The following is a 21,624-nucleotide window of genomic DNA, read 5'->3' as shown; positions in this document are numbered from 1 at the left end:
CGCGCTGGATTGATTTCTTAATATTTTACTAGTGCAATCTATATTTCTATTTGCTTTATAATATAAATTCGCGGTAAGGCACATTCCAGACTACCTCATGCGCCAGACGATGTCCTTCATAGCCGTCTTCCCCATAAGCTGTACCATGATCGGAAAAAACCATGCAAAACGTCTTGCCCCGATTTCGTAAAGCATCAAACAAACGTCCAAGTTCACCATCCACATACCGCAAGGCTGCTCGTTGAGACTCCACTGAATCTTTAGCTGAGCCCTTCACAAAATAATGATTAGGCCCATGGATCGCTGATACATTCAGAAACAAAAACAAGCGCTGTGACGGGTCTGTATTCCCCAACAGTTTCAGAGCATGATTCACCTGATGCTCCGTCGAACGGGGGTTGGTAACGCCAAAGTTCATACGCCAGTAGCTTTCTTGGAAATATCCTGGCAGCACTTTGGCAAGCTTATTTTTCTTCGTGAAAAAAATAACGCCGCCGATACAGATGGTGCGATAACCTTCACCCTCTAGCCCGGACACAATATCCGGGGCATCGAACAGCCAGGTATGTGGATGCGTACGCAGTCCCGTATCCTTTGTGTGAAACAAACGGATATGTGAAGTCTTATCCGTATTCGCTGGAGTCGGCAAAAATCCGCCAAAAAAAGCATGATGTGCAGCATAGGTAAAGCTACCCGGTGTATGACGCTTTTCCCACGACCCGGAGCCGCATAAATTCGGACAGTTCTCTTCCTCCAGCTTTGCTACATCATAACGCAGAGTATCAAGCGTAATCATGACAATATCATGAGAGCCGACAATTTGGTTCATATTAATCATATCTGTCTTTCCTTTCCGTACCCACGCTCCTATTAGCGAGGTGCTGCATTTCCCATTCATACGGATTCCAACCCTGATGCTCAACCCGGTACAGCAAATCACCGAACGGATTAACATCCAATACATAGGGACGACCGCCATGAGCCGGAACCAGCACATCCAGTCCAGCAACCATGGAGGCTGGAAAAACACTCATAGCGGCTTTCGCCGTAAGCTGGATCGATTCCACCGTATTCTGTGGTAATCCGGCTTCCTTCAGCGAGAGCCGCTCATTACGCAAATGCAAATTCGTAATGGGGCTGTGGCTCAAACGTAAAACCGCATGGCAAGCTTCTGATCCGCACACGAGTTGGCGCACATCATAAACACGCCCGTTCAGGGTCGCTTTGGGAATCCAGCGCTCCACATGTACCCCTTCCAGGCATAGCCAGTTAAGGATAGCATGAATGTCCTGCTTATCCGTATAACGACGCAGTCGTCCGGCATTATAATACACGCGCTGTCCGCGTATGATTTCCGTTCCAATCGTGGTCACCGCCAGTTCCGCGTGTGTATGGGGATGTACCTGATAGGCCATGACACCAGAAGCACCAGACCCACAAAATATTTTCACAAATACGCGGTGAAACCCGCTCTCCTTGATTGCCGCGTGCAGATCGACAACATCATGAAATGCACCACCTGAAGATGCAAGCACTGGCGGGACTCTTATATCTGCCTTGCTTAAATCGGCGCTGCAACGCCGTTTGTCGAACATCACGGCCACTTCTGCCGGATCGTTCATCCAGTATGATGAGGGCCAGAGCAGAGACACTTCATCCCGCAGCCAGGCCAGCAGACGGCAATAGCCCCGGAACCATTGTGCCGGGTGCCAAATACGACCGTGCTGCTCCTGTAGACGTCGCGCTTCTGCCGCCGATATACTTGTGCCTTGTGTCCATTCGGGCCATGGCAACAGAGAATCGTCTCCCTCACCATCCGAGGCGCCCAGAGCAATCAACTCACGCTCTACCTCAAAGCTTTCGCCCGGTGCATCCAGACGAAGCATCGGACCACTGTTCATCTGCCCCGCCAGTAACTGATCAATGCTCTCTTGCACAAAGGAACTGCCATTCACGCTATCATGCGTAGCTCGCGCGGCTATTCGCGCCATCAGCTCGCTCAGACCTTGTTTCTGCCGAATAGCTTCCAGCACATTCTTATAGGAGACCTCCAGAGCGGGTGGGAGCATTAATCTGCTTCGCGCCTCCTGTAGTCCGGTAGTTCGACGATTCCCCGGATTACCGAACAAGATAAACGGCTCGCTGACATTACAGTCTGACATTCTAACCATAGAGCCGCCTCACTTTAGATCATTTTAATTTTTGAAAACAGTCCGTTTTAAGTCCATTTGTACAAATTACTCAGTCAGTGATGGATAACGCCAATCATCTTCCTCATCCGCTTCTTGTTGATCTTCCACGTTCACAGATAGACCCGAGCTTTTCCAACGTTGCATCATTTCACTAGACATATAATGATAGCTCAAATCCAGATGCTTCAGTCCTTTTATACTTTCACTAGCCAGCAGCGCTTCTGCACCTTTATCAGACAACGTACCTTGTGAGAGATCCAGCACTTCCAGTTGTCCAATCACAGGGGCATTAGCTGCTGCAATTGCAATTTCATCCTGTATTTCACTATCTTTCAGTCCCAAGTATGTAAGTTTGGGAAAAGGATTGCTATTCAAAAACGGCAAAACATCTTTCAGGTTACCGTCAAAACCATAGTTATCGACACCCAAATACAGTTCCAGCTTGCGCAGTTCAGGCAGTTCTGCATTGTGTATTTGCTGAAGAACGCTCACAGGCAGGCCGCCACAAATAATAACCAATTCCTGAAGGTGGTTATGACGAAGTGGTTCCAGACTCAGGTCCTGGCTTCCTTTGATATGAAAGGACTCCAACGCTGGAAACGCTTCTAATAATGGGGATAGATTCGTCTGGTTAATCCATGAAACCTCACACTCATCATATTCCATATCACCAATAAACAGCTTGCGTAACTTAGGAAAATGATCTTTAAGCTTCACTAACACTGGGATGAAATCATCTGGTGAGCTCTCATAGGCTCCACCCCAATCTCCAATGATCAGATCCGTAACTTCCGCGCTCTCCGGCTTGGCTGCCAGTTCCTCAAGCAATTTAGCCATCGTTTGGCCACTCTCATAAGCTTCAAAATCTACTACCAATTTTACTTCCATCTTACAATTCCTCCGATCACTTATCTGAGAATGTAATAAAACTTGAAAACTATCTATTTCCAATTTAGTCTATCCTATTCTACCAATGTTCGTCAAAAATAGTCCTATATCGACATCAATCCTATGTAAAATGTGCTCAATGAAATCAAAACAAGACAGCCCACTAAGCAGGCTGTCTTGCGCATATGTCTGTAATACATTACTACTATTATATAGTAGTAATTCTAGAACCAAATTATTGGCTAATTGTAATCGGTGAGTTATCGGACAGCAATGCCAGATTATTCACAATCACATTCTCCTCATTGCTCAAGCCACTGGTAACGAGTGTTTGTGAACCTGCCGTCTGAACAGTCTTCACTTCCTTACGTTTCGCATGGTCTCCGTTTACAACATATACATATTCTTTACCTTGATCCTTTTGAACTGCCGCAGTAGGAACCACAATGCCTTCTTGTGCATTGGCAGCGACAAAGCTGATATCAGCCAACATGCCGGATTTCAATTTTGTGTCTGGATTCGCAACTGAGATTTTTACAGGATAGCCTTTTCCACTTGCATCCAACGGGCTTACATTTTTAACTGTACCTGTTGTTACAATGTTGGACGCTGCAACACGAACCTGTACCTTGTCACCTACTTTTACATTGTTGATCTGTTCCGCTGGAACATAGATTAATGTATTGACCGTACTCAGATTCGCAATGACCAACGCAGGAGATTGAGCGGATACCATTTCGCCCACTTCTGCATTTTTCGTACCCACAATACCATTAATCGGTGATGTAACAACGGTGTCATCCAATGCATCCTGAGCAATGTTTACATTCAGCTGAGCCTGCTTAAGAGATTGTTGGCTGGACTCGATGACCGCAGTATTTTGAGATACTTTGAGTTGGTTTTGCGCATTGCTGTAGCCACTATTGGCATTACTGTAGCTATTTTTTGCTGAATCATAGCTGTTGCGAGCTGTAGTCAAGGCCTTCTGCGCAGCTACCAACTGATCTTGTGCATTAGCCTGCGCATTTTGTGCATTATTGTAAGCCGCTTCCGCATTCACAACTGCTGTTTTGGCTTGTTCTAATTGTGCTTGAGTGCTCGCACCTGCATCAAATAGACTTTGTGTACGTGTTACATTCTTCTGTGCATCTGCCAAAGCTTGCTGCGTTTGTTTCACCGTATTGGCTGCCGAGGAGACACCATGTGTTGCTTGTTCTACGGCTGTAGTGGCTTGATTAATAGCCCCCTGTGCCTGATTGATTGCACTTTGGGATTGAATCACGCCGCTCTTGGACTGCACTAAGCCCGAGTTTGCTTGAACCATCGTAGATTCGTGGGATGCTTGAGCGGTACTTACTCCGGCTGCTGCCGCAGCTGCTGCGGCGCGGGCTTTCGCAACATTATTCCGCATGTCTTTATCATCAAGCTTGAACAGTACTTGGCCCTTTTTAACCTCGGAGCCAATATCCACAGGCAGCTCAACCACTTTACCGCCCACTTTAGGCACAATGTTCACCGTCTCCGAAGGTGTTACCGTTCCTGTATAAATATTTCCCTGTCCGATGATGCCTTGCTGTGCTTGGCTGATTTTAACCGGAACGACCATGTCCTGAGCCGCCCCGCTATTACTGGAGCAGCCTGCCAGCACTGCGCCGCCGAGCACTAAAGCCGCTAATGTACTTTCTACTCTCAATATTTTCATGATAATTCCCTTTCTTTCTGTCCGTGGAAATAATGTAAGTCATCCAGTCGATATTTTGTACTTCACTTATTAAGTTTCCGGCTGTGTCTTTGCTTTCTTCCTCTGAATAAACAAAAAGATGAGTGGAATTGTGCAAAACAGCGGTATGGATGAAATGAGGAACGTATCCCCAATTCCTCTTGATGTAGCATCCAGTGTTATTAAACTACTTATGGATGACATCCATGAGCTGCCCAATGTCGCTTGTAGCGCATGAGCCGAGTCTGGTGTAATAGACTCCGAAATTTGCTGGGCATGAGCAGCCGAACGGCTTTGCATAATGGCGGTTAGCACCGCAATCGCCATAGATGCAGCCACAGTACGTACCAGATTGGACGCTGTAGACGCATTGGCTACCTTGCTCGGATGAACGGCATTCATGCCGACCGTGGATAATGGCATCATGCAAATACCAATTCCCAGACCCCGTAATGCCATTACGGTTTCCAACCAGGCATGCGAAGTATCTGGCGTAAGCTGGTGAAGATGATAGGTCATAAAGCTGGTTAGCGTCAGGCCCACAAGTCCCAAAGGCACAATGCCGAACTTATCGAACAGCTTCCCGGCAATAGGCATCATAGCCGCCATGGCAATGGCCTGTGGAATGAGGATAATACCGGTATCAATCGGTGACACACGCTGGATATTTTGCAAAAACAACGGTGTTAGGAACGTTCCTCCGTACATCCCCATCATGACCAGACTAGAGGCAATAACACTAATCGTATACTTTGAATTCTTGAATAATGAGATTTCAATTACAGCATTATCCTTGCCGCTTTCTACATAGATCAGAAAAACAAGTGCCCAGAAAGCAATAAAAAGCAGGGATACAATTCCAAAAGAAGTCCAGCCATCACGCTGGCCGTTTGTCAATGCGTACAAGAGTGTTCCCGCACAAGTTGCCGCCAGCAAAAAGCCCGGTAGATCAAACGGCTTCGGCTCTACTTTAGGCGGTTCTTTGATTAGAAGAATAACCATTAAAATTGCAAATAAAGCAACTGGCACACTGACAATAAACAAGAATCGCCAGTTAAACCACTCAATTAAATATCCGCTGAGCGTAGGCCCTACAGCCGGCGCTGCCATTGCAGCGATCCCCCATATACCAAGGGACATACCGATTTGTTCACGCGGCATAATTTTGTAAATAATCGTCATACTCAGCGGCATAATAACACCACCGCCCAGACCAGCCAGCACCCGTGCTGCGATCAGGGAAGAATCACTCCATGCAAAAATACATATTCCCGTTCCCAGCGAAAATACGCTGAGCGCAAGAATCAAAAACTTTTTGTATCCGAGGCGCTGCTCCATATATCCGGTAATCGGTACGATTACACCAGATGCAAGCGTGTAACCTGTAATAACCCACTGAATACGTGTCGTCGTAGATCCTAAATCTGTCGTCAATCTAGGAATGGCGACATTGATCAGACTGTTGTTCAGAATGGCGACAAAGGCGCCTAAAACGATAGCGAAAAAGGCAAGCCAGCGTTCTTTGGAAGAATCTGTCGAAGGAGCAGCAGCAATATCATTGGCAGCCACATGGACCCCTCCTTTTTAAGGTGTATGAATTTTTACTTCCACGTTCGTTCCAGGAATAAGCCTCAGATCCTTCGGCTTGTTCACAGCAATCTCTACAGGCACACGCTGAGTCACCTTGTTAAAGTTACCACTTGTGTTCACTGCAGGAACGAGTGAGAACACGGCGTTGGAGGCTTCGCCCACTTTACGAACTTTACCCTGAATCACCTGATCACCTGCTGCATCAAGCGTAATATCAACAAGCTGTCCTGGTTTAATACGGTTAATATCAGTTTCTTCAATATTCGTAGATACGTACAAGCTGTTCATATCCACCATAGTTGCAACAGCACTACCCGGCGATCCGATTTCATGCTCTTTCGAATAAATCTTAATGACGGTTCCGTTGATCGGCGCGCGCAGTACGGACTTGCTGATCATGCTCGCATCCAGCCCCGATACATCCTGCTCGGCAATCGGTTCATTACGCTGAACAACATCTCCTTCTTCCACATCAATGTGGCTAATTTCTCCAGAGATTTGCGGCATTACCTTATATTGATCGGCTTGAATGCGCGCATCGTCACTTTTAACAAAGTGTGTTGCTTGATACCAATAATAGTAGCCAATAGCTCCACCACTCAGAATGAGCAGTACAATGAGGATTGGCAATACAGTTTTCTTACTCACTTCTTCCACCCCTGTTGTCCAAAAAATTTTTATTATTCAACGCTAATATTTTAAAATTGAAATATTAGGCCATTAAACCAAATAGAGAACGTAAATAAACACATGGCATCATTCCATGCAAAAGACAGGACTATCTTATGTACATAGGACAATCGGATCCATGGTCCACAAACCGCCTTTTATATTTAAATATTTTCATATAACTATTGTACATTGAAATATTATAGATATATTTATCTATTCAGGCAACATAAATTTTCAGTTTTTTCATAATTTTTTTTCATAAAAAAGAACCTTGTTTCCAAGGTTCTTTCACGAAAAGGGATAGTTTACAATTAAAGGGTTACACAGTAACGTTAAGAGAAAGGCGTAGGTACAGCTGACCGTTGTTTGCAGTTTTTCGCCTCCTGCCCTTCCTTCGTGTTCTTATTCATTCTGTTTCCCTGAGAAACTTGCTCCCCTATGCACCCCCCGCAACGGCAGCGTTCTGCCGTCCCATGTACATCCTCTTGGGAATCCCGTAATAGCCGTACGTAATCCAGAGATTGCTGTAAAGAAGCAGGTCCCGGAATGAAACGGACCTTCTTGCCTTCCAGCAGACAGTATACCTCAATAAGCTGAGGAAGAGCTCCAAATGCATAATAACAAAATACATTTGTCATATGTTGGAATGTACTGACAACGTTAGGATTATAGTCAACGATGTACTTTTGAATGAGCAGGGAATCTGCTTCTGCTGATAGTTGCCAAGCAGCCTGAACAATAAGCGAAATATTGACCTCTAACTCAGGCACAGACGTACAAAATTGTTCATACAGCATCACAGGCACCATCAAGTCATTATTTAAGCCACAAATTTTTGACAACTCACCTGACACTTTATTTTTGACATCCCAATAATGGAACAAAGATTCAAAGCTGTCTGACTGCTTGGGCCACCATTTCTCCAGCACATACTGGACAGGGACTTCCCGCCGTACCTTTACTTCCATTCCAAAGTATTCGTTGAGCGCATGCCCTACTGCATATTGAACCCGTTGCCGCCAATTCCAGCCCTCACGCCCTCTTTTCCTCTGTGATTGACGGATTGGCTGTGGAGTTCTCCACATCTCCTCCAGATGATAGTCGTGCAGAAGAGGAAAGCTGCTTAAGCTATCGCTATTGCGCATACCTATCCCTCACTCTCTTCTCAGGACACTTCAATACCAGCCTGTGCAAATTGTCTTCCGTAAGCTCGGCAATTCTCCTTGTCATCATCCAATGGATTGAATTCAATCTTCAGACTCTCTTGAATGACCGATGCACCGCGTTCTTTGACTTTTTCCTCTACCAAGTCCACTGCGCCACAGAATTGCGTATAAGATGTATCTCCACTGCCAAATACTGCGGTCTTTTTACCAGACAAATCAAGTTCGTCTAGTTCCTCGTAAAAATCCAAAAATTCATCAGGAAGCTCACCATCTCCCCATGTATATACACCCAGTAGGAACCCGTCATATGCGAGCAGTTCTTGCGCGCTGCAATCATACGATGCCTTCAACTCCGCCTCATGCCCTGCCTGACGAACGCCCTCGGCGATCAATTCCGCAATTTCCTCTGTATTACCGGTCAAACTGGCATAAGCAATCATGATTTTACCCAAGTTCATCCCTCACCTTTATTTGAAATATGGGATGCTTTCACTCCCTGTTACTCAAATAATATTTGATAATGATTCTCATTGTCAAATATTAATTTCAAAAACTAGCTTTAATCTTGGGGAGATATACGCAAAACAGCCGCATTACATGCGACTGTTGGCTGATAAACTCTATGGATAAGCACATTAAATTAGAGGCTTGTTTAATTAAGTAGAATTTCAGCTGTGTTGATAAAAAATATTATGTACGTACAATCCAATCCGTTTTTCATTATTATAATAAAAAACGGATTGTTGTACGTACAAGTGGGATTGATTTCATTCTAATATGGAAGCGCTATAATTACAAGTACATCCAAGAAAAAATATTTTAGACCATTTGACTACTTACTTATTTATGTAATCATTCGATTGTTGCTGAGGTTTGTTGTACAATAGACTCCATATGGGGATTTCTGTGCAGCTTGCTGCCTGAATCCTGAATTGACTGCTGAAGGATGGATTGTACATGTATGTAGCACAAGAATGGAAAGACTATGAAGTAATGGATACAGGCGGTGGTGAAAAACTGGAACGTTGGGGTGATATTGTCCTGCGTCGTCCCGATCCGCAAATCATATGGCCTTTGGCCCAGGAAACAGCCGAATGGCGTAATGTTCATGGGCATTATCACCGTAGTTCCTCCGGTGGCGGCAACTGGGATATGAAAAAACCTATCCCCGAGCGCTGGACAATTAGCTATGGACCGCTTAAATTCCACATTAAACCGACCAGCTTCAAGCATACCGGTCTTTTTCCGGAGCAAGCAGCGAACTGGAGCTGGATGATGGATAAAATCAAAGGCGCAGGCAGACCGATTTCCGTACTGAACCTGTTTGCATACACGGGAGGAGCCACTACTGCTGCTGCGTATGCTGGAGCCAGTGTAGTTCACGTGGATGCCGCCAAAGGCATGGTACAGTGGGCAAAGGAAAACGTTCAATTGTCTGGTCTGGCTGACCGTCCGGTACGCTTCATTACGGATGACGTATTCAAGTTCGTGCAACGGGAACAACGTCGGGGCAACCGTTATGATGCCATTATCATGGACCCTCCTTCTTACGGACGCGGACCGAACGGAGAAACTTGGAAGCTTGAAGAAAGCTTATACCCGTTTCTCGAATCCTGCATGAGCATCATTTCGGATCAACCGCTGTTCATGCTGATTAACTCCTATACTACAGGCATTTCGCCTACTGTATTGCGCAACATGCTGAGCATGACCATGCAACAAAAGTACGGCGGTCAAATTAGCGCTGGTGAAATCGGATTGCCGATCACACGCTCGGGATTGAATTTGCCTTGTGGTATTCTCGGACGCTGGGAGGCTTAAATTCCTCTTATGACTCAAAATGAACTTACCCGGCATGAGCATGCACAGCCAAATATTCCTGTCCTATATGAGGACAATCATGTTTTGGCAGTTGTAAAGCCTGTCAATGTTCCAACACAAGAGGATGCCAGTGGTGATCCTGATCTGTTGTCTTTGCTCAAGGAAGATCTAAAAATCAGACACAATAAGCCTGGTAACGTTTTTTTGGGCTTAGTTCACAGACTGGATCGGCCTGTAGGTGGGGCCATGATTTTTGCTAAGACGTCCAAAGCTGCTTCTCGCCTGTCAGAGTCGGTACGAAGTCGTCATTTTCACAAACTGTATACCGCAGTTCTGAATGGCGTTCCGACGGACCCACAGGGCCGTCTAACCCATTACTTGCTAAAGGATAGCCGAACCAACACGGTTCAAGCGGTTCGACCTGGCACAGCTGGTGCGAAAGAAGCCATTTTGGAGTACGGCGTGATCGGACAAGCAGATGGACTCAGTCTCGTGCAGATTAAGTTGCACACCGGACGCTCACACCAAATTCGTGTGCAAATGCAGGCGATCGGCTGTCCCCTCTACGGTGACCAAAAATATGGCGGTCATCTGAGCCGACCCGGTCAACAGCTGGCGCTCTGGTCTTTACTGGCTGGAGCACCGCATCCGGTTAGCAAAGAAGATATGAGATTTCACTCGTTACCTCCAGTCCAATTTCCATGGAATGAATGGCCCAGGTCGCTTTATGAGAATATGATTACGTCTGAAATTTGAACCGGAAAGCCCTGCCCTATCTGAATATTGATCTTCAACCCCATTTGCACAAAGAACCTGCAACGCATGTGAACAAACATGCATTCCAGGTTCTTTTTTTGCAGAAAATTAAATTAATGCGTCATCTCATTCTTTTATGACGAGGAAGCCACGGACTGCCCCTTCTTGCTGTTTACCAGCTGTTGACGGGGATGGGCGTTTTGTGCATTCGTATTTTTGATGAAAAATGCTAAAATCAGAGCGGCCACACTCAACGCTGTTGCAATGATAAAAGCCGAGTTAATCCCATAAATCGTAGCTTGATTACCTGCAGCCAGCATCCCCGCTTTATCCGTCACGCTTAGTCCCTCAGATGTAACAATCGATGTCAAGCGGTTGCTGCTTTGTGTGGACATCACTGTCACCAGAATTGCCGTCCCAATCGAGCCGGAAATCATACGCAGCGTATTACTCATCGCCGTACCATGTGCATTCAATCGTTGCGGAAGCTGATTCAACCCGGCCGTTTGGATCGGCATCATCAGCAACGACATCCCGAACATCCGCACCGTATAATTAATTAACAGTGTCATATAGGTGGTTGTTTCGGTTAACCGCGTAAATTCCCAAGTCGTTATAGCCATAATCAGCAAGCCAATTACAGACAACCAGCGTGCTCCAATTCGGTCAAAAATAGCCCCCGTTACAGGAGACATGAGCCCCATTAGAATCGCTCCTGGTAACATCAGCATACCGGACTGGAGCGGTGTAAAACCCCGAATATTTTGCAAATAAATCGGAAGCAATATCATACCGGCGTACAAAGCCATCGTCACAATCACATTAATGATTGTCGTCAAGCTGTACACATCGTATTTAAAGATACGGAACTCCAGCATAGGCTCATCTGCCTTCAGTTGGCGAACAATAAACAAAATAAGCGCAATTGTCCCAACGATAAGCGTAGACAGGACTGGAATACTTCCCCAACCTGATGATCCTGCATCACTAAAGCCGTATAACAGTCCACCGAAACCGAGCGTAGACAAAATGATGCCGGGAATGTCCAGCTTTGGCTTGGACTGCTCCGTTACATTTTTCAGAAAAATAAACCCGATCACAATTGAAATTACTGATATCGGCAGGATGATCCAGAACAATACCCGCCAGTCATAATGCTGTACTATATAACCGGATAAGGTGGGCCCAATGGCTGGAGCAAAACCCATCGCAATCCCCAGGGTTCCCATCGCCCGGCCACGACGCTCTATTGGGTAGATGTTCAAGATAACGACCATCATTAAGGGCATCATGATACCAGCCCCCGCGGCCTGAATAAGCCGACCGATCAGCAATATGCTGAAGCTTGGTGCTATAGCACATAACAGCGTCCCGATTGAAAAAATAGTCATCGCGCTAATAAACAATTTACGAGTGGAGAAACGGGCAATCAAGAACGCGGTCACCGGGATCAATACCCCATTCACGAGCATAAAGCCCGTGCTGAGCCACTGAGCTATATTGGCATCTATATTCAGATCACTCATCATTTTCGGTAAAGCCACACTGATCAACGTCTGATTTAATATCGCTACAATCGCGCCAATCAACAGAGCGGCCACAATGGGTGCTCTGCGTACATTACCTGGTAGTGTCATTTGAGGACTGCTCAAGTTGATTCATTCCCTTCGGTGTTAATTTCATGATCATTTGTTTATGGATATCCAGGACCATCTCTAGCTGCTCCTTCGGGATGTCCAGAATGGGCAAGACTCGCTCCATCCACATGGCGTCTACTTTTTGCATGATATCTTTTCCTTCCGGCGTAAGCGTCAACACTAAGGATCTACGGTCATGCTCATGCCGTCCGCGAGCAATATATCCCGCCTTGGTCAAGCGGTCAACCACCCCACTCATAGAGCTGCTTCCCACATGCGCTATGTCTGCCAACTCGGATAACCCGATGTTGGGGCGTTTATTCAGAATTGCCAAAGCCATATGCTGAATGGCCGTCAGATCCAAATGCTGCTCCTCATTCCAGAAGGCATAAAATATCGTTTTGTTAACCTCCCTTACCGATTGAATAATCCGGTACACCTCAAGTCTGTCTTCCTCTCTGTCACTCACTGAAACCATCCTTCTTTCTAATACCCAATTCACAATCCATATACATAAACAAGCAACTATTTATAGGCGAATTGTTATTTATTAATAACTATTATTTTATCATCTCTTATGTAAATGTCAACATTCACCCAAATATCACCTATACTTCAACACAAAAAAGGCGCGGTATGAATACCACGATAGGTATTTACATCCGCGCACTCCTACTTACCTTAAAATGATAATCTGCTGCGTACAGCTACTTTTCAAGTAGCCACCATTCTAGTTATTCTGCTCGCTCTATTGGTTCCTTTACTCCCTCAGCCTCACTTGTCATTACTGAAGTCTTCGCCTTCGTTGTAATTTTCCCCAACAAATAAACCAGCAAATTTTGATTGTGCTGAGAAATTCGGTTTAGTGCAGAACCCAGAAAATCATCCCGTATTCGTAATCCACGCTCTACTTCTTCTCTCCCTTGATCCGAAATGACAATCCATACAATTCTACGGTCTTTTACGTCTCTGAAACGGGTGACCAGTCGATTCCGTTCCATCCGATCCAGCAGCATCGTAACCGCGGCTGGTGTGGTGGCGAGATATGGGATTAGTTGAGACGGTTTCATACGGCCGTATTCGTTCAAAACCTCCAGCACCGTAAGTTGAGCTTCGGTTAGTGATGGAGCCAGCTGCTGCTCCATATGAACCTTATAATCCTTAGCCATTCTGGACCAGATTTTAGCAAATTCGGTCGTTTGCATTTTGCCTCACTCCTTTAAATAACAGGGTCAGTAAAAGCATCAAAGTTACCGTATGGGCCACCGTCCGGATTGTATTTCATCACATTAAATTTTCGCCATTCAGCCCTGGTTTCCTGCCGTTTTTGGAGCACGAAATGAAAAGGGGAAGGAAGTCTCACCTCGGTTTTGAAGACTGGTCAGAGTTCGACAGCATGACGGCAAAAAGGTCCTCATTCGTGCCGGAATGGCACGAGAGGACCTCTCTTTTTCGAGCTAATAAGCGCTTGACTTTCCTATTATTCTATGGACTGAGAAGCTTGCGGCTCACTACGCAGCAGCACATTCACAATTTCGTCCTTCTTCTCCACTGGAGCCAGCAGCTTACCTGTATCCTTTCGGTCGGTCAAAGGAGCCTTTTCCGAAAGGAAGGACATCGTTTGTCCTTCTGCTGTGATTGCAAATAATTGAACAGCTTCACGGCAATAGAAGGCAGCCACGATTCGAGTTCCATTCGAACGTACTCGTTTGCCTTCCTTGAACTCAAAGGTAGTGATACCTTTGCCGCCTCTTCCCTGTGTAGGATAGTCCAACAGAAGCGTACGCTTACCATAACCAGACTCGGTCAGCACCAACACTTCTCCTTCATCCTCTTCTACCCATAACGCCGCGATAATTTCATCGCCTTCCGCTAGCTGTATACCTTTGACACCAGCCGAGACGCGACCCATCGCATTAACCTCTTGCTCCTTGAAGCGTATACTCATACCCGCGCGGGTAATCAGCATAATATCCCGGGTACCCTCGCTTAACGTTACCGATAATACCTCATCGTCCCCTGCTACTTTGCAGGCGGCTACGGCACTAGAACGTTTTGTAGCATATTCTTTTAATTCTGTACGCTTTACTTGGCCCTTCTTTGTTACAAATACTAGGCTTTTTCCTATTTCCTCGATGTTTTTGAGCGGAATAACACTTACGATACGATCTTCCTTCGATAACGGAATGACGTTGACAATTGGTGTGCCCGGCTCTTTCCACTTATACTCTGGCACCTGATGTACAGGCAGTAAAAAATATTGTCCGCGCTGGGTGAAGACGAGCAATACATCCAGCGTATTCACATCAAGCAATTGGGTAACGTAATCCCCTTCTTTAACACCGGAACTTGAACGTTCCCCGCCTGAACGAGTGAATGACAACATACTTGTACGTTTCACATAGCCATCTTTTGAGAGTGTCAGCAACACATCCTCTGCTCCCACCATGACTTCCAGGTTCACCTTAATCTCTTCTACCTCGCCCTGGATATCTGAACGACGGTCAATGCCGTACTTTTCGCGAATTTCCAACAGTTCCTTGCGAATCAGGCTGATCAGCTTGCGATCACTTTCCAGAATAGAACGATATTGCGCGATTTTTTTCTGGATATCACCCAGTTCTTTTTCAAGCGTTGTGATTTCCAGATTGGTGAGACGGTACAACTGCAAGGTCAAAATAGAATCTGCCTGCCGTTCGCTAAAACCAAACATCCATTGCAAATTATTTTGTGCGTCCTGACGATTTTTGGAAGCTTTAATGGCTGCGATGACCTCATCCAGAATGTTCAGTGCTTTGACCAAACCTTCCAGCACATGGGCACGATCCTCTGCCTTTTCCAGTTCATACTGGATACGGTGAGTGACAACTTCGCGTTGATGGGCGATATACGCTTCCAAAATGGACTTCAGCCCAAGCTGATGTGGCGCCTTGTTCACAATGGCTACCATGTTGAAGTTATATGCCACCTGTAGGTCGGTTTTTTTCAGCAAATAAGCTAAAATCCCTTCCGCATCGGCTTCCTTCTTCAGTTCCACAACGATGCGCAAACCATTTCGTCCACTTTCGTCACGAACCTCGGCAATCCCTTCCACCTTTTTCTCCAGACGGATATTTTCCATGGCGGTTACGAGCCTTGATTTGACGATCTGGTATGGGATTTCGGTAATGACCAGCTGCTGCTTGCCTCCGCGCAAAGACTGAATTTCCGTTTTGGAACGAATATAAATGCGTCCTTTTCCCGTGCGATAAGCGTCCTTGATGCCTTCGCCACCCATAATGAGTCCGCCCGTCGGGAAATCAGGACCTTTAATAAAGGTCATAATCTCTTCCAGCTCAATCTCGGGCTTTTCCATCACCGCAATGCTGGCATCAATAACTTCGCGTAAACTATGTGTAGGAATCTCTGTCGCAAATCCCGCAGAGATCCCACTGGAACCGTTCACCAACAAATTTGGATAACGAGACGGCAACACAACAGGCTCTTTGGCCGAGTTATCAAAATTGTCCTTGAACAAAACCGTACGCTTTTCAATATCGCGCAGCATTTCCATTGCGATCGGAGACAAGCGAGCCTCCGTATAACGCATAGCTGCCGCCGGATCATCATCCTGAGAGCCCCAGTTACCGTGACCATCCACAAGCACGTGACTCATTTTCCAAGGCTGCGCCATCCGTACCATGCCGTCGTAAATCGACGAGTCACCGTGGGGGTGGTAATTACCCATAACGTCCCCAACGGTTTTGGCTGATTTACGATATGCTTTATCCGGCGTATTGCCCGAATCGTACATTGCATACAGAATACGACGTTGTACGGGTTTTAATCCGTCCCGTACGTCGGGTATCGCCCGATCCTGAATAATATATTTGGAATATCGGCCAAAGCGGTCACCGACCACTTCCTCCAGAAAAGCTGGCAAAAACTGCTCCGATAAGCTCATGTATACACCTCTTTTGATAGCACTACTCTACGTATTCCGTGAAATCTACGTTTTCCACGATCCAGCGCTTGCGCGGATCCACCTTATCACCCATCAAAGTGGACACCCTGCGTTCAGCCTTGGCTGCATCCTCTATCTGAACGCGTAACAAGGTGCGTGAATCGGGATTCATCGTTGTTTCCCATAACTGATCAGGGTTCATTTCCCCAAGTCCTTTATAGCGCTGAAGCTCAAAATTTCGTCCAAATTCTTTTAAATAATTATCAAGCTGCTCGTCAGTCCAAGCATAACGCACCGTTTCGAGCTTACCCGACTTTCGAGTTATTTTATACAATGGCGGTTGAGCAATAAATATGCGTCCTGCATCAATAAGCTCTTTCATGTACCTATAAAAGAACGTCAACAACAGCACTTGAATGTGTGCACCGTCTGTATCTGCATCGGTCATAATGATGATTTTGGAATAATTGCTGTCTTCCAGCGAAAACTCTGTTCCTACCCCCGCACCAATAGCTGCTGTAATAGCACGGTACTCATCATTCTTCATAATATCCGCCAGTTTGGATTTTTCCGGATTCATCGGCTTGCCCTTAAGCGGCAATATGGCCTGAATTTTAGAATCCCGTCCCTGCTTGGCTGATCCTCCAGCCGAATCGCCTTCCACAATAAACAACTCATTACGTGTAAAATCCTTGGACTGCGCAGGCGACAGTTTACCATTCAAATTGGAACTTTCACTGCGCTTTTTACCGGAACGCATCTCATCTCGAGCTTTACGTGCAGCTTCACGCGCTCTGGATGCTTGAACTGCCTTCTTGATCAAAGTTTGTGCTATCTGCGGATTTTCTTCCAAAAAACGCTGCATCTGCTCAGATACGATGGCATCCACTGTACTCCGTGCCGAAGCGCTACCCAGCTGATCCTTTGTCTGGCCGACAAATTCAACTTCAGCCATTTTGACACTGATTACAGCCATCATGCCCTCACGTAGATCGTTGCCCTCCAAGTTTTTATCCTTTTCTTTCAACATCACCGTTTTGCGCGCATAGTCGTTCATGACACGAGTGTAAGCGGTTTTGAATCCCGTTTCATGCGTACCTCCGCCACGTGTCGGAATGGAGTTAACGAACGAAGCAATCGTCTCTGTATAACCCGCATTGTACTGGATGGCAATCTCTACTTCAATGTCTTCTTTCTCGGCATTAAAGTGAATAACATCATGCAGCACATCCTTGCCCTCATTCAGAAAAGCAACAAACTGACTTGCGCCACCCTCATAAAAATACTCATCTGACTTTCCGCTGCGTTCGTCTTTAAGTTGAATACGAAGGCCCGAATTTAGAAAAGCAATTTCCTGAAGACGCTCAGCCAACGTATCGTAGTTAAAATGAATGCCTGCCTGAAAAACACGAATATCCGGTTTAAATGTAATTTTCGAGCCCGTCTTGTTAGTATTGCCCAGCACTTCAAGGCCTGTGGTCGGTTCCCCGACATGCTCCACGCCCTTCTTGTCCTGCCAATATTCAAACCGCTGACGGTGAATCTTGCCGTCCCGGTAAATTTCCACTTCAAGCCATTCCGAAAGAGCGTTCGTTACAGACGCACCTACACCGTGCAGACCCCCGGACTTTTTATATCCCGAACCGCCAAACTTACCTCCGGCGTGCAAAATGGTGAATACAACCTGAGGCGTAGGAATTCCCGTTTTGTGCATTCCTGTAGGAATACCGCGCCCGTTGTCTGATACTGTAACGGAACCGTCCTTATGCATTGTAATGTCAATGCGAGAGCAAAACTTGGCGAGATGTTCATCCACCGCGTTGTCTACAATTTCCCATACCAAATGATGCAGTCCCGAAGAACTGGTGCTCCCGATGTACATGCCCGGCCGTTTGCGAACTGCCACAAGCCCTTCGAGCACTTGAATGTCGTCCGCGCCATATTCTGAAGCTCCGCTTTGTGTGCCGGACACTCCCGCAGACAAGTCGATTTTGTCGACCATTCATGCTCCCCCTTTGTCTAATCGTAACCGTGTTTTGCCTTATTCTTGATGATTTTCACCAAAAATGCAAACAGATGTTTTCTTTTACCTTGTCCATTTTAATTCAATATATCCCGTTTCGTAAAGACGGCGAATGAAACAATCAATGCCGCAGCCCCCCAAATGCCCAGTACAGCTAAAGAAAAGGGTAAGGTCATTCCCTCAATCGGGGCGGGGCTTCCAGATAAATAATCGGTTAATTGGAGGTTAACCATAAATAAATATTTAGCACTCTGCCAAGATGAAGCCATGTTTGTCAAAATAGTGCCCGAAATAAGCGCAGCCATCATGACCACGATACTTGCCGCCGTACTTCGTACCAGGACAGATACCATAAAGGCTAACGAAGCTACCACAAGACTGACAAACCAGATCAATCCGGCTTGCAGCATCAGATAATGCCATTGTGGAATCGCATGTACAGCAGACAAATCCACCGTCGATCCAACAATTTGAAATCCGGTAAATACCGGAACATTAAAACCGCGAAAACCAAAAAACAAGCCTGATATAAGATAGCTAATTACAAATACAGCCAAAATGATGAGCGAGACGAACATATACAATGTCAGTAGCTTGCTCAGCAGTATTTTCCACCGCCTGACTGGGCGAGTCAGCAACATTTTTATCGTGCCTGTCGTCCGTTCTCCAGAAACCAAGTCGGAGGCAATGGCCATAATCAACAGCGGAACGAACAGATTTATGGAATTATCCATAAACTCTCTGGTAAAGGTGACGCCACTCGGCTCATTGGGATTCACATCATTCTCCAAATAATATTGCATCTGCTGCACAAAGACCCGACGATAGGTCTTCCATTCCTCGGGAACCCGGTCACTTCCCAGCGAGTTTTGATTATCGGTAATTGCCTGACGCAGTTCAAGCCGCCAATCATTGCCGAATTTTTCGCGATTGTTTTCTGCCACTTTCATCTGAGCGTACGTAAAAATCGGCACAAGCACAAGTAAAACAAGTAAAATGACATAAAATCGTTTCTTCTTAATAATTTTGAGCGTTTCATTTTGTACGAGCGGTAAAATGTTATTCAAGTATCTCACCTTCCGTCATTTTCAGGAATAGCTGCTCCAGTGTAGGGTTGATTTTGGTTACACCTTTAACGGAAATACCGGAAGCCGTCATTTGTGTCACCAGCTCCGCAATATGCTCTTCATCCATTTCTGTAAAAATTGCATCGGCTCCGCTGCCTGCAACAATGCTGTCATCAATTAATTCATCGGCGTTCGTAATCATTTGCACATGGGGAGAATTTTGCAATATCGCGAGACCCTGATCACGAGGCTCCAGTTGCCATACGGCCATGTGCGAGTGCGTTTCAACCAGTTCCCGCACACCACCTACAGCTAGCACCTTTCCCCGACTTATAATTGCCACCCGATCACATAGCAGCTGGATTTCGCTGAGCAAATGGCTGGAAACAAATACAGCCATGCCTTCTGCCGCTAGCAAACGGATAAAAGTTCTCATTTCCTTGATCCCCTTGGGGTCTAACCCGTTCGTCGGTTCATCCAAAATGAGTAATTTCGGTCTACCTAGCAAGGCTTGGGCTATACCTAGGCGCTGGCGCATTCCCAGAGAATACGTACTTACTTTATCGTGGATACGGCGATCGAGCCGAACCAGCTCAACGACTTCGCGGATACGCTGCTCGTCTACACCAGGCTGCATACGGGCAAAATGCTCTAAATTCTCCCACCCTGTCAGGTAGCTGTACACCTCTGGATTTTCCACAATAGAACCAATATGCCGTAAAGCCTGCTCAGGGTCACGATTTACATTATGACCACAGACGGTAATCGTCCCTTCCGTAGGCTTAATTAAATCGACCAGCATACGAATAGTCGTCGTTTTTCCAGCCCCATTAGGACCAAGAAATCCGAAAATTTCACCCGCACGAACGTCGAATGTGACATCATGAATGATCATTTTGCGTTTGATACGTTTCTTAACGTGCTGAACAGAGAGAACTGTTTCGGTATTGCTTCTGTCTCTGCCTCCGCTGCCAACCTGATTGGCGGAATGGAAACTGGACAATGCATCCCTTGATGTCGATTTTTCGGTTATTCCAGCCCCGGTCTTGTCAGCAGATTGGATGCTCATTGCTTGTTTCCTCCCTTTTTCACTTCAGCGGGTTGGCTACTTGTAGACTGTTGTTCGTTATCCACTTTATCGGCATCCTTCGTGTTTGCAACTGCAAACCCTTGCGCGATACGTTCAGCGATTGCCTGATAGCCCTGTCCGTTTGGATGAAAATGATCGGATGATAAATAGACGGGCAAATTTTGCTGGAATAAATCGAAAGTTGGAACCAGAGTCATATTGCTGTTTTGGTTGGTAATTGCCATGGCAGCCAGATTCCATTCTGTTACTACAAGATTACCGGGAATTTTCATTTCCTGCAGATCACTGAATGGATTATATAATCCGACATAGATAATTTTAGCATTCGGATTGATCTTCCCTACCTTTGTCAGCACTTTTTGCAGACGTTTGGCGGCATCAGGCACAGCTTTACGCAAACCACTAAGTGTAGGCGGCTCTTTGCCAGTTTGGGCAGCCTGAGCTCCCTGAAATAAATCATTTCCGCCAATCGAGACAATAATGACGTTAGCCTTTTTCAACACATAAGAAACACCAGGCTCATCCAGCTTGGTCAATAGTCCTTGAGTCGTCAGTCCATTAATTCCCAGATTATTTATGAGCTGAGCCTTATGGCCTTCCTGATTATTTAACAAGCTCACCGACCGACGCACAAAACCACTTCCGGAGTCATCCCCTGTACCTTTGGCTAGCGAATCTCCAATGGCAGCTACCCGAAACTCTCCCGTCTGATTAGTAGCGGATGGCGCAGTTTGTGTCTGCGATGAACCGGAATGTACAGGTTGATTGCTAACCATTGGCTCTGGAGCCGTGATACTTTGTACTGCTGTAATAAATCCGTACAATAATAGCAATGTGGCGGCAATGGAAACGGAACCGACAGACCGCCAAATCCATTTTGATGAATTCACTCGTGTTCCCTCCTGATAGCTTAGTGAAATAAACATAAAGCTTCTCATATCATTTTGCAAATAAACCGTTCGGAATAAAAGCTCAATAAATGTTTAGAGTCACATATAATTTCCCATGAACATGCAAAAAAGGATGGCAAATGACCATCCTTATATTATACTTTCTTGT

At 45.9% G+C, this 21,624-nt stretch carries 18 protein-coding genes; 2 read left to right on the top strand and 16 right to left on the bottom strand.

The window, feature by feature from the left end; all coding sequences use genetic code 11:
- Positions 1–55 precede the first annotated feature (55 nt).
- From NLX73_RS04615 to NLX73_RS04580, 8 genes are all read right to left on the bottom strand, one after another.
- Entirely contained in the window at positions 56–838 is a 783-nt protein-coding gene (locus tag NLX73_RS04615) for an STM4013/SEN3800 family hydrolase (RefSeq protein ID WP_254325454.1), read from the bottom strand.
- A complete protein-coding gene (locus NLX73_RS04610; RefSeq protein ID WP_254325453.1) occupies positions 831–2,171 on the bottom strand; it encodes an STM4014 family protein in 1,341 nt (446 codons plus the stop codon). Before NLX73_RS04610 ends, NLX73_RS04615 begins: the two co-directional genes overlap by 8 nt.
- A gap of 66 nt (positions 2,172–2,237) precedes the next feature.
- Positions 2,238–3,080, bottom strand: a complete 843-nt coding sequence (locus tag NLX73_RS04605) for an STM4015 family protein (RefSeq protein ID WP_254325452.1) — start codon at positions 3,078–3,080, stop codon at positions 2,238–2,240.
- Between the two features lie 235 nt (positions 3,081–3,315).
- Positions 3,316–4,782 carry an efflux RND transporter periplasmic adaptor subunit gene (locus tag NLX73_RS04600; RefSeq protein WP_069289769.1) on the bottom strand — a complete coding sequence of 489 codons (1,467 nt, stop codon included), beginning with the start codon at positions 4,780–4,782 and terminating at the stop codon, positions 3,316–3,318.
- Between the two features lie 69 nt (positions 4,783–4,851).
- The gene (locus tag NLX73_RS04595) at positions 4,852–6,369 is read right to left on the bottom strand and encodes a DHA2 family efflux MFS transporter permease subunit (protein WP_254325451.1); all 1,518 of its coding nucleotides are present in this window, start codon (positions 6,367–6,369) and stop codon (positions 4,852–4,854) included.
- Between the two features lie 15 nt (positions 6,370–6,384).
- Positions 6,385–7,038, bottom strand: a complete 654-nt coding sequence (locus tag NLX73_RS04590; protein ID WP_254325450.1) for an HlyD family secretion protein — start codon at positions 7,036–7,038, stop codon at positions 6,385–6,387.
- Positions 7,039–7,394: 356 nt separating this feature from the next.
- Complete coding sequence (locus NLX73_RS04585) at positions 7,395–8,207, bottom strand: hypothetical protein (RefSeq protein WP_254325449.1); 813 nt, start codon at positions 8,205–8,207, stop codon at positions 7,395–7,397.
- A gap of 20 nt (positions 8,208–8,227) precedes the next feature.
- Positions 8,228–8,686, bottom strand: coding sequence for a flavodoxin (locus NLX73_RS04580; RefSeq protein WP_069289771.1), 459 nt, complete (start codon positions 8,684–8,686; stop codon positions 8,228–8,230).
- Positions 8,687–9,185: 499 nt separating this feature from the next.
- Here NLX73_RS04580 and NLX73_RS04575 point away from each other — a divergent pair, with 499 nt between their 5' ends.
- Both NLX73_RS04575 and NLX73_RS04570 read left to right on the top strand, forming a co-directional pair.
- Entirely contained in the window at positions 9,186–10,049 is an 864-nt protein-coding gene (locus NLX73_RS04575) for a class I SAM-dependent methyltransferase (protein ID WP_028540694.1), read from the top strand.
- Positions 10,050–10,058: 9 nt separating this feature from the next.
- Positions 10,059–10,805 carry an RluA family pseudouridine synthase gene (locus tag NLX73_RS04570; RefSeq protein ID WP_254325448.1) on the top strand — a complete coding sequence of 249 codons (747 nt, stop codon included), beginning with the start codon at positions 10,059–10,061 and terminating at the stop codon, positions 10,803–10,805.
- A gap of 134 nt (positions 10,806–10,939) precedes the next feature.
- Here the strand turns inward: NLX73_RS04570 and NLX73_RS04565 are convergent, their stop codons facing one another.
- The 8 genes from NLX73_RS04565 to NLX73_RS04530 form a co-directional block, all read right to left on the bottom strand.
- Positions 10,940–12,442 carry a DHA2 family efflux MFS transporter permease subunit gene (locus NLX73_RS04565; RefSeq protein ID WP_254325694.1) on the bottom strand — a complete coding sequence of 501 codons (1,503 nt, stop codon included), beginning with the start codon at positions 12,440–12,442 and terminating at the stop codon, positions 10,940–10,942.
- Positions 12,426–12,911, bottom strand: coding sequence for a MarR family winged helix-turn-helix transcriptional regulator (locus NLX73_RS04560; RefSeq protein WP_025722031.1), 486 nt, complete (start codon positions 12,909–12,911; stop codon positions 12,426–12,428). The genes NLX73_RS04565 and NLX73_RS04560 overlap by 17 nt, the downstream gene beginning before the upstream one ends.
- Positions 12,912–13,176: 265 nt before the next feature.
- Positions 13,177–13,647, bottom strand: coding sequence for a MarR family winged helix-turn-helix transcriptional regulator (locus NLX73_RS04555; RefSeq protein WP_013310615.1), 471 nt, complete (start codon positions 13,645–13,647; stop codon positions 13,177–13,179).
- A 275-nt stretch (positions 13,648–13,922) separates the two neighbouring features.
- Entirely contained in the window at positions 13,923–16,385 is a 2,463-nt protein-coding gene (gene gyrA / locus NLX73_RS04550) for a DNA gyrase subunit A (RefSeq protein ID WP_254325447.1), read from the bottom strand.
- A gap of 22 nt (positions 16,386–16,407) precedes the next feature.
- Positions 16,408–18,387, bottom strand: a complete 1,980-nt coding sequence (gene parE / locus NLX73_RS04545; protein ID WP_028540692.1) for a DNA topoisomerase IV subunit B — start codon at positions 18,385–18,387, stop codon at positions 16,408–16,410.
- Between the two features lie 98 nt (positions 18,388–18,485).
- A complete protein-coding gene (locus tag NLX73_RS04540) occupies positions 18,486–19,475 on the bottom strand; it encodes an ABC transporter permease (protein WP_039271187.1) in 990 nt (329 codons plus the stop codon).
- A complete protein-coding gene (locus NLX73_RS04535; RefSeq protein ID WP_254325446.1) occupies positions 19,468–20,544 on the bottom strand; it encodes an ABC transporter ATP-binding protein in 1,077 nt (358 codons plus the stop codon). The genes NLX73_RS04540 and NLX73_RS04535 overlap by 8 nt, the downstream gene beginning before the upstream one ends.
- A complete protein-coding gene (locus tag NLX73_RS04530; protein ID WP_254325445.1) occupies positions 20,541–21,491 on the bottom strand; it encodes a GDSL-type esterase/lipase family protein in 951 nt (316 codons plus the stop codon). The genes NLX73_RS04535 and NLX73_RS04530 overlap by 4 nt, the downstream gene beginning before the upstream one ends.
- Positions 21,492–21,624: the final 133 nt, after the last annotated feature.

Source organism: Paenibacillus sp. CH40 (assembly GCF_024213605.1).
Classification (GTDB): domain Bacteria; phylum Bacillota; class Bacilli; order Paenibacillales; family Paenibacillaceae; genus Paenibacillus; species Paenibacillus polymyxa_B.
This window is presented reverse-complemented; position numbering and strand designations above follow the sequence as displayed.

What these genes read in the sequence shown, in the direction of transcription:
- NLX73_RS04615 (WP_254325454.1), bottom strand. Translation starts at nt 838, where the DNA reads ATGATTAATATGAACCAAATTGTCGGCTCTCATGATATTGTCATGATT.
- NLX73_RS04610 (WP_254325453.1), bottom strand. Translation starts at nt 2,171, where the DNA reads ATGGTTAGAATGTCAGACTGTAATGTCAGCGAGCCGTTTATCTTGTTC.
- NLX73_RS04605 (WP_254325452.1), bottom strand. Translation starts at nt 3,080, where the DNA reads ATGGAAGTAAAATTGGTAGTAGATTTTGAAGCTTATGAGAGTGGCCAA.
- NLX73_RS04600 (WP_069289769.1), bottom strand. Translation starts at nt 4,782, where the DNA reads ATGAAAATATTGAGAGTAGAAAGTACATTAGCGGCTTTAGTGCTCGGC.
- NLX73_RS04585 (WP_254325449.1), bottom strand. Translation starts at nt 8,207, where the DNA reads ATGCGCAATAGCGATAGCTTAAGCAGCTTTCCTCTTCTGCACGACTAT.
- NLX73_RS04580 (WP_069289771.1), bottom strand. Translation starts at nt 8,686, where the DNA reads ATGAACTTGGGTAAAATCATGATTGCTTATGCCAGTTTGACCGGTAAT.
- NLX73_RS04575 (WP_028540694.1), top strand. Translation starts at nt 9,186, where the DNA reads ATGTATGTAGCACAAGAATGGAAAGACTATGAAGTAATGGATACAGGC.
- NLX73_RS04570 (WP_254325448.1), top strand. Translation starts at nt 10,059, where the DNA reads ATGACTCAAAATGAACTTACCCGGCATGAGCATGCACAGCCAAATATT.
- NLX73_RS04565 (WP_254325694.1), bottom strand. Translation starts at nt 12,442, where the DNA reads ATGACACTACCAGGTAATGTACGCAGAGCACCCATTGTGGCCGCTCTG.
- NLX73_RS04555 (WP_013310615.1), bottom strand. Translation starts at nt 13,647, where the DNA reads ATGCAAACGACCGAATTTGCTAAAATCTGGTCCAGAATGGCTAAGGAT.
- gyrA (WP_254325447.1), bottom strand. Translation starts at nt 16,385, where the DNA reads ATGAGCTTATCGGAGCAGTTTTTGCCAGCTTTTCTGGAGGAAGTGGTC.
- parE (WP_028540692.1), bottom strand. Translation starts at nt 18,387, where the DNA reads ATGGTCGACAAAATCGACTTGTCTGCGGGAGTGTCCGGCACACAAAGC.
- NLX73_RS04535 (WP_254325446.1), bottom strand. Translation starts at nt 20,544, where the DNA reads ATGAGCATCCAATCTGCTGACAAGACCGGGGCTGGAATAACCGAAAAA.
- NLX73_RS04530 (WP_254325445.1), bottom strand. Translation starts at nt 21,491, where the DNA reads ATGTTTATTTCACTAAGCTATCAGGAGGGAACACGAGTGAATTCATCA.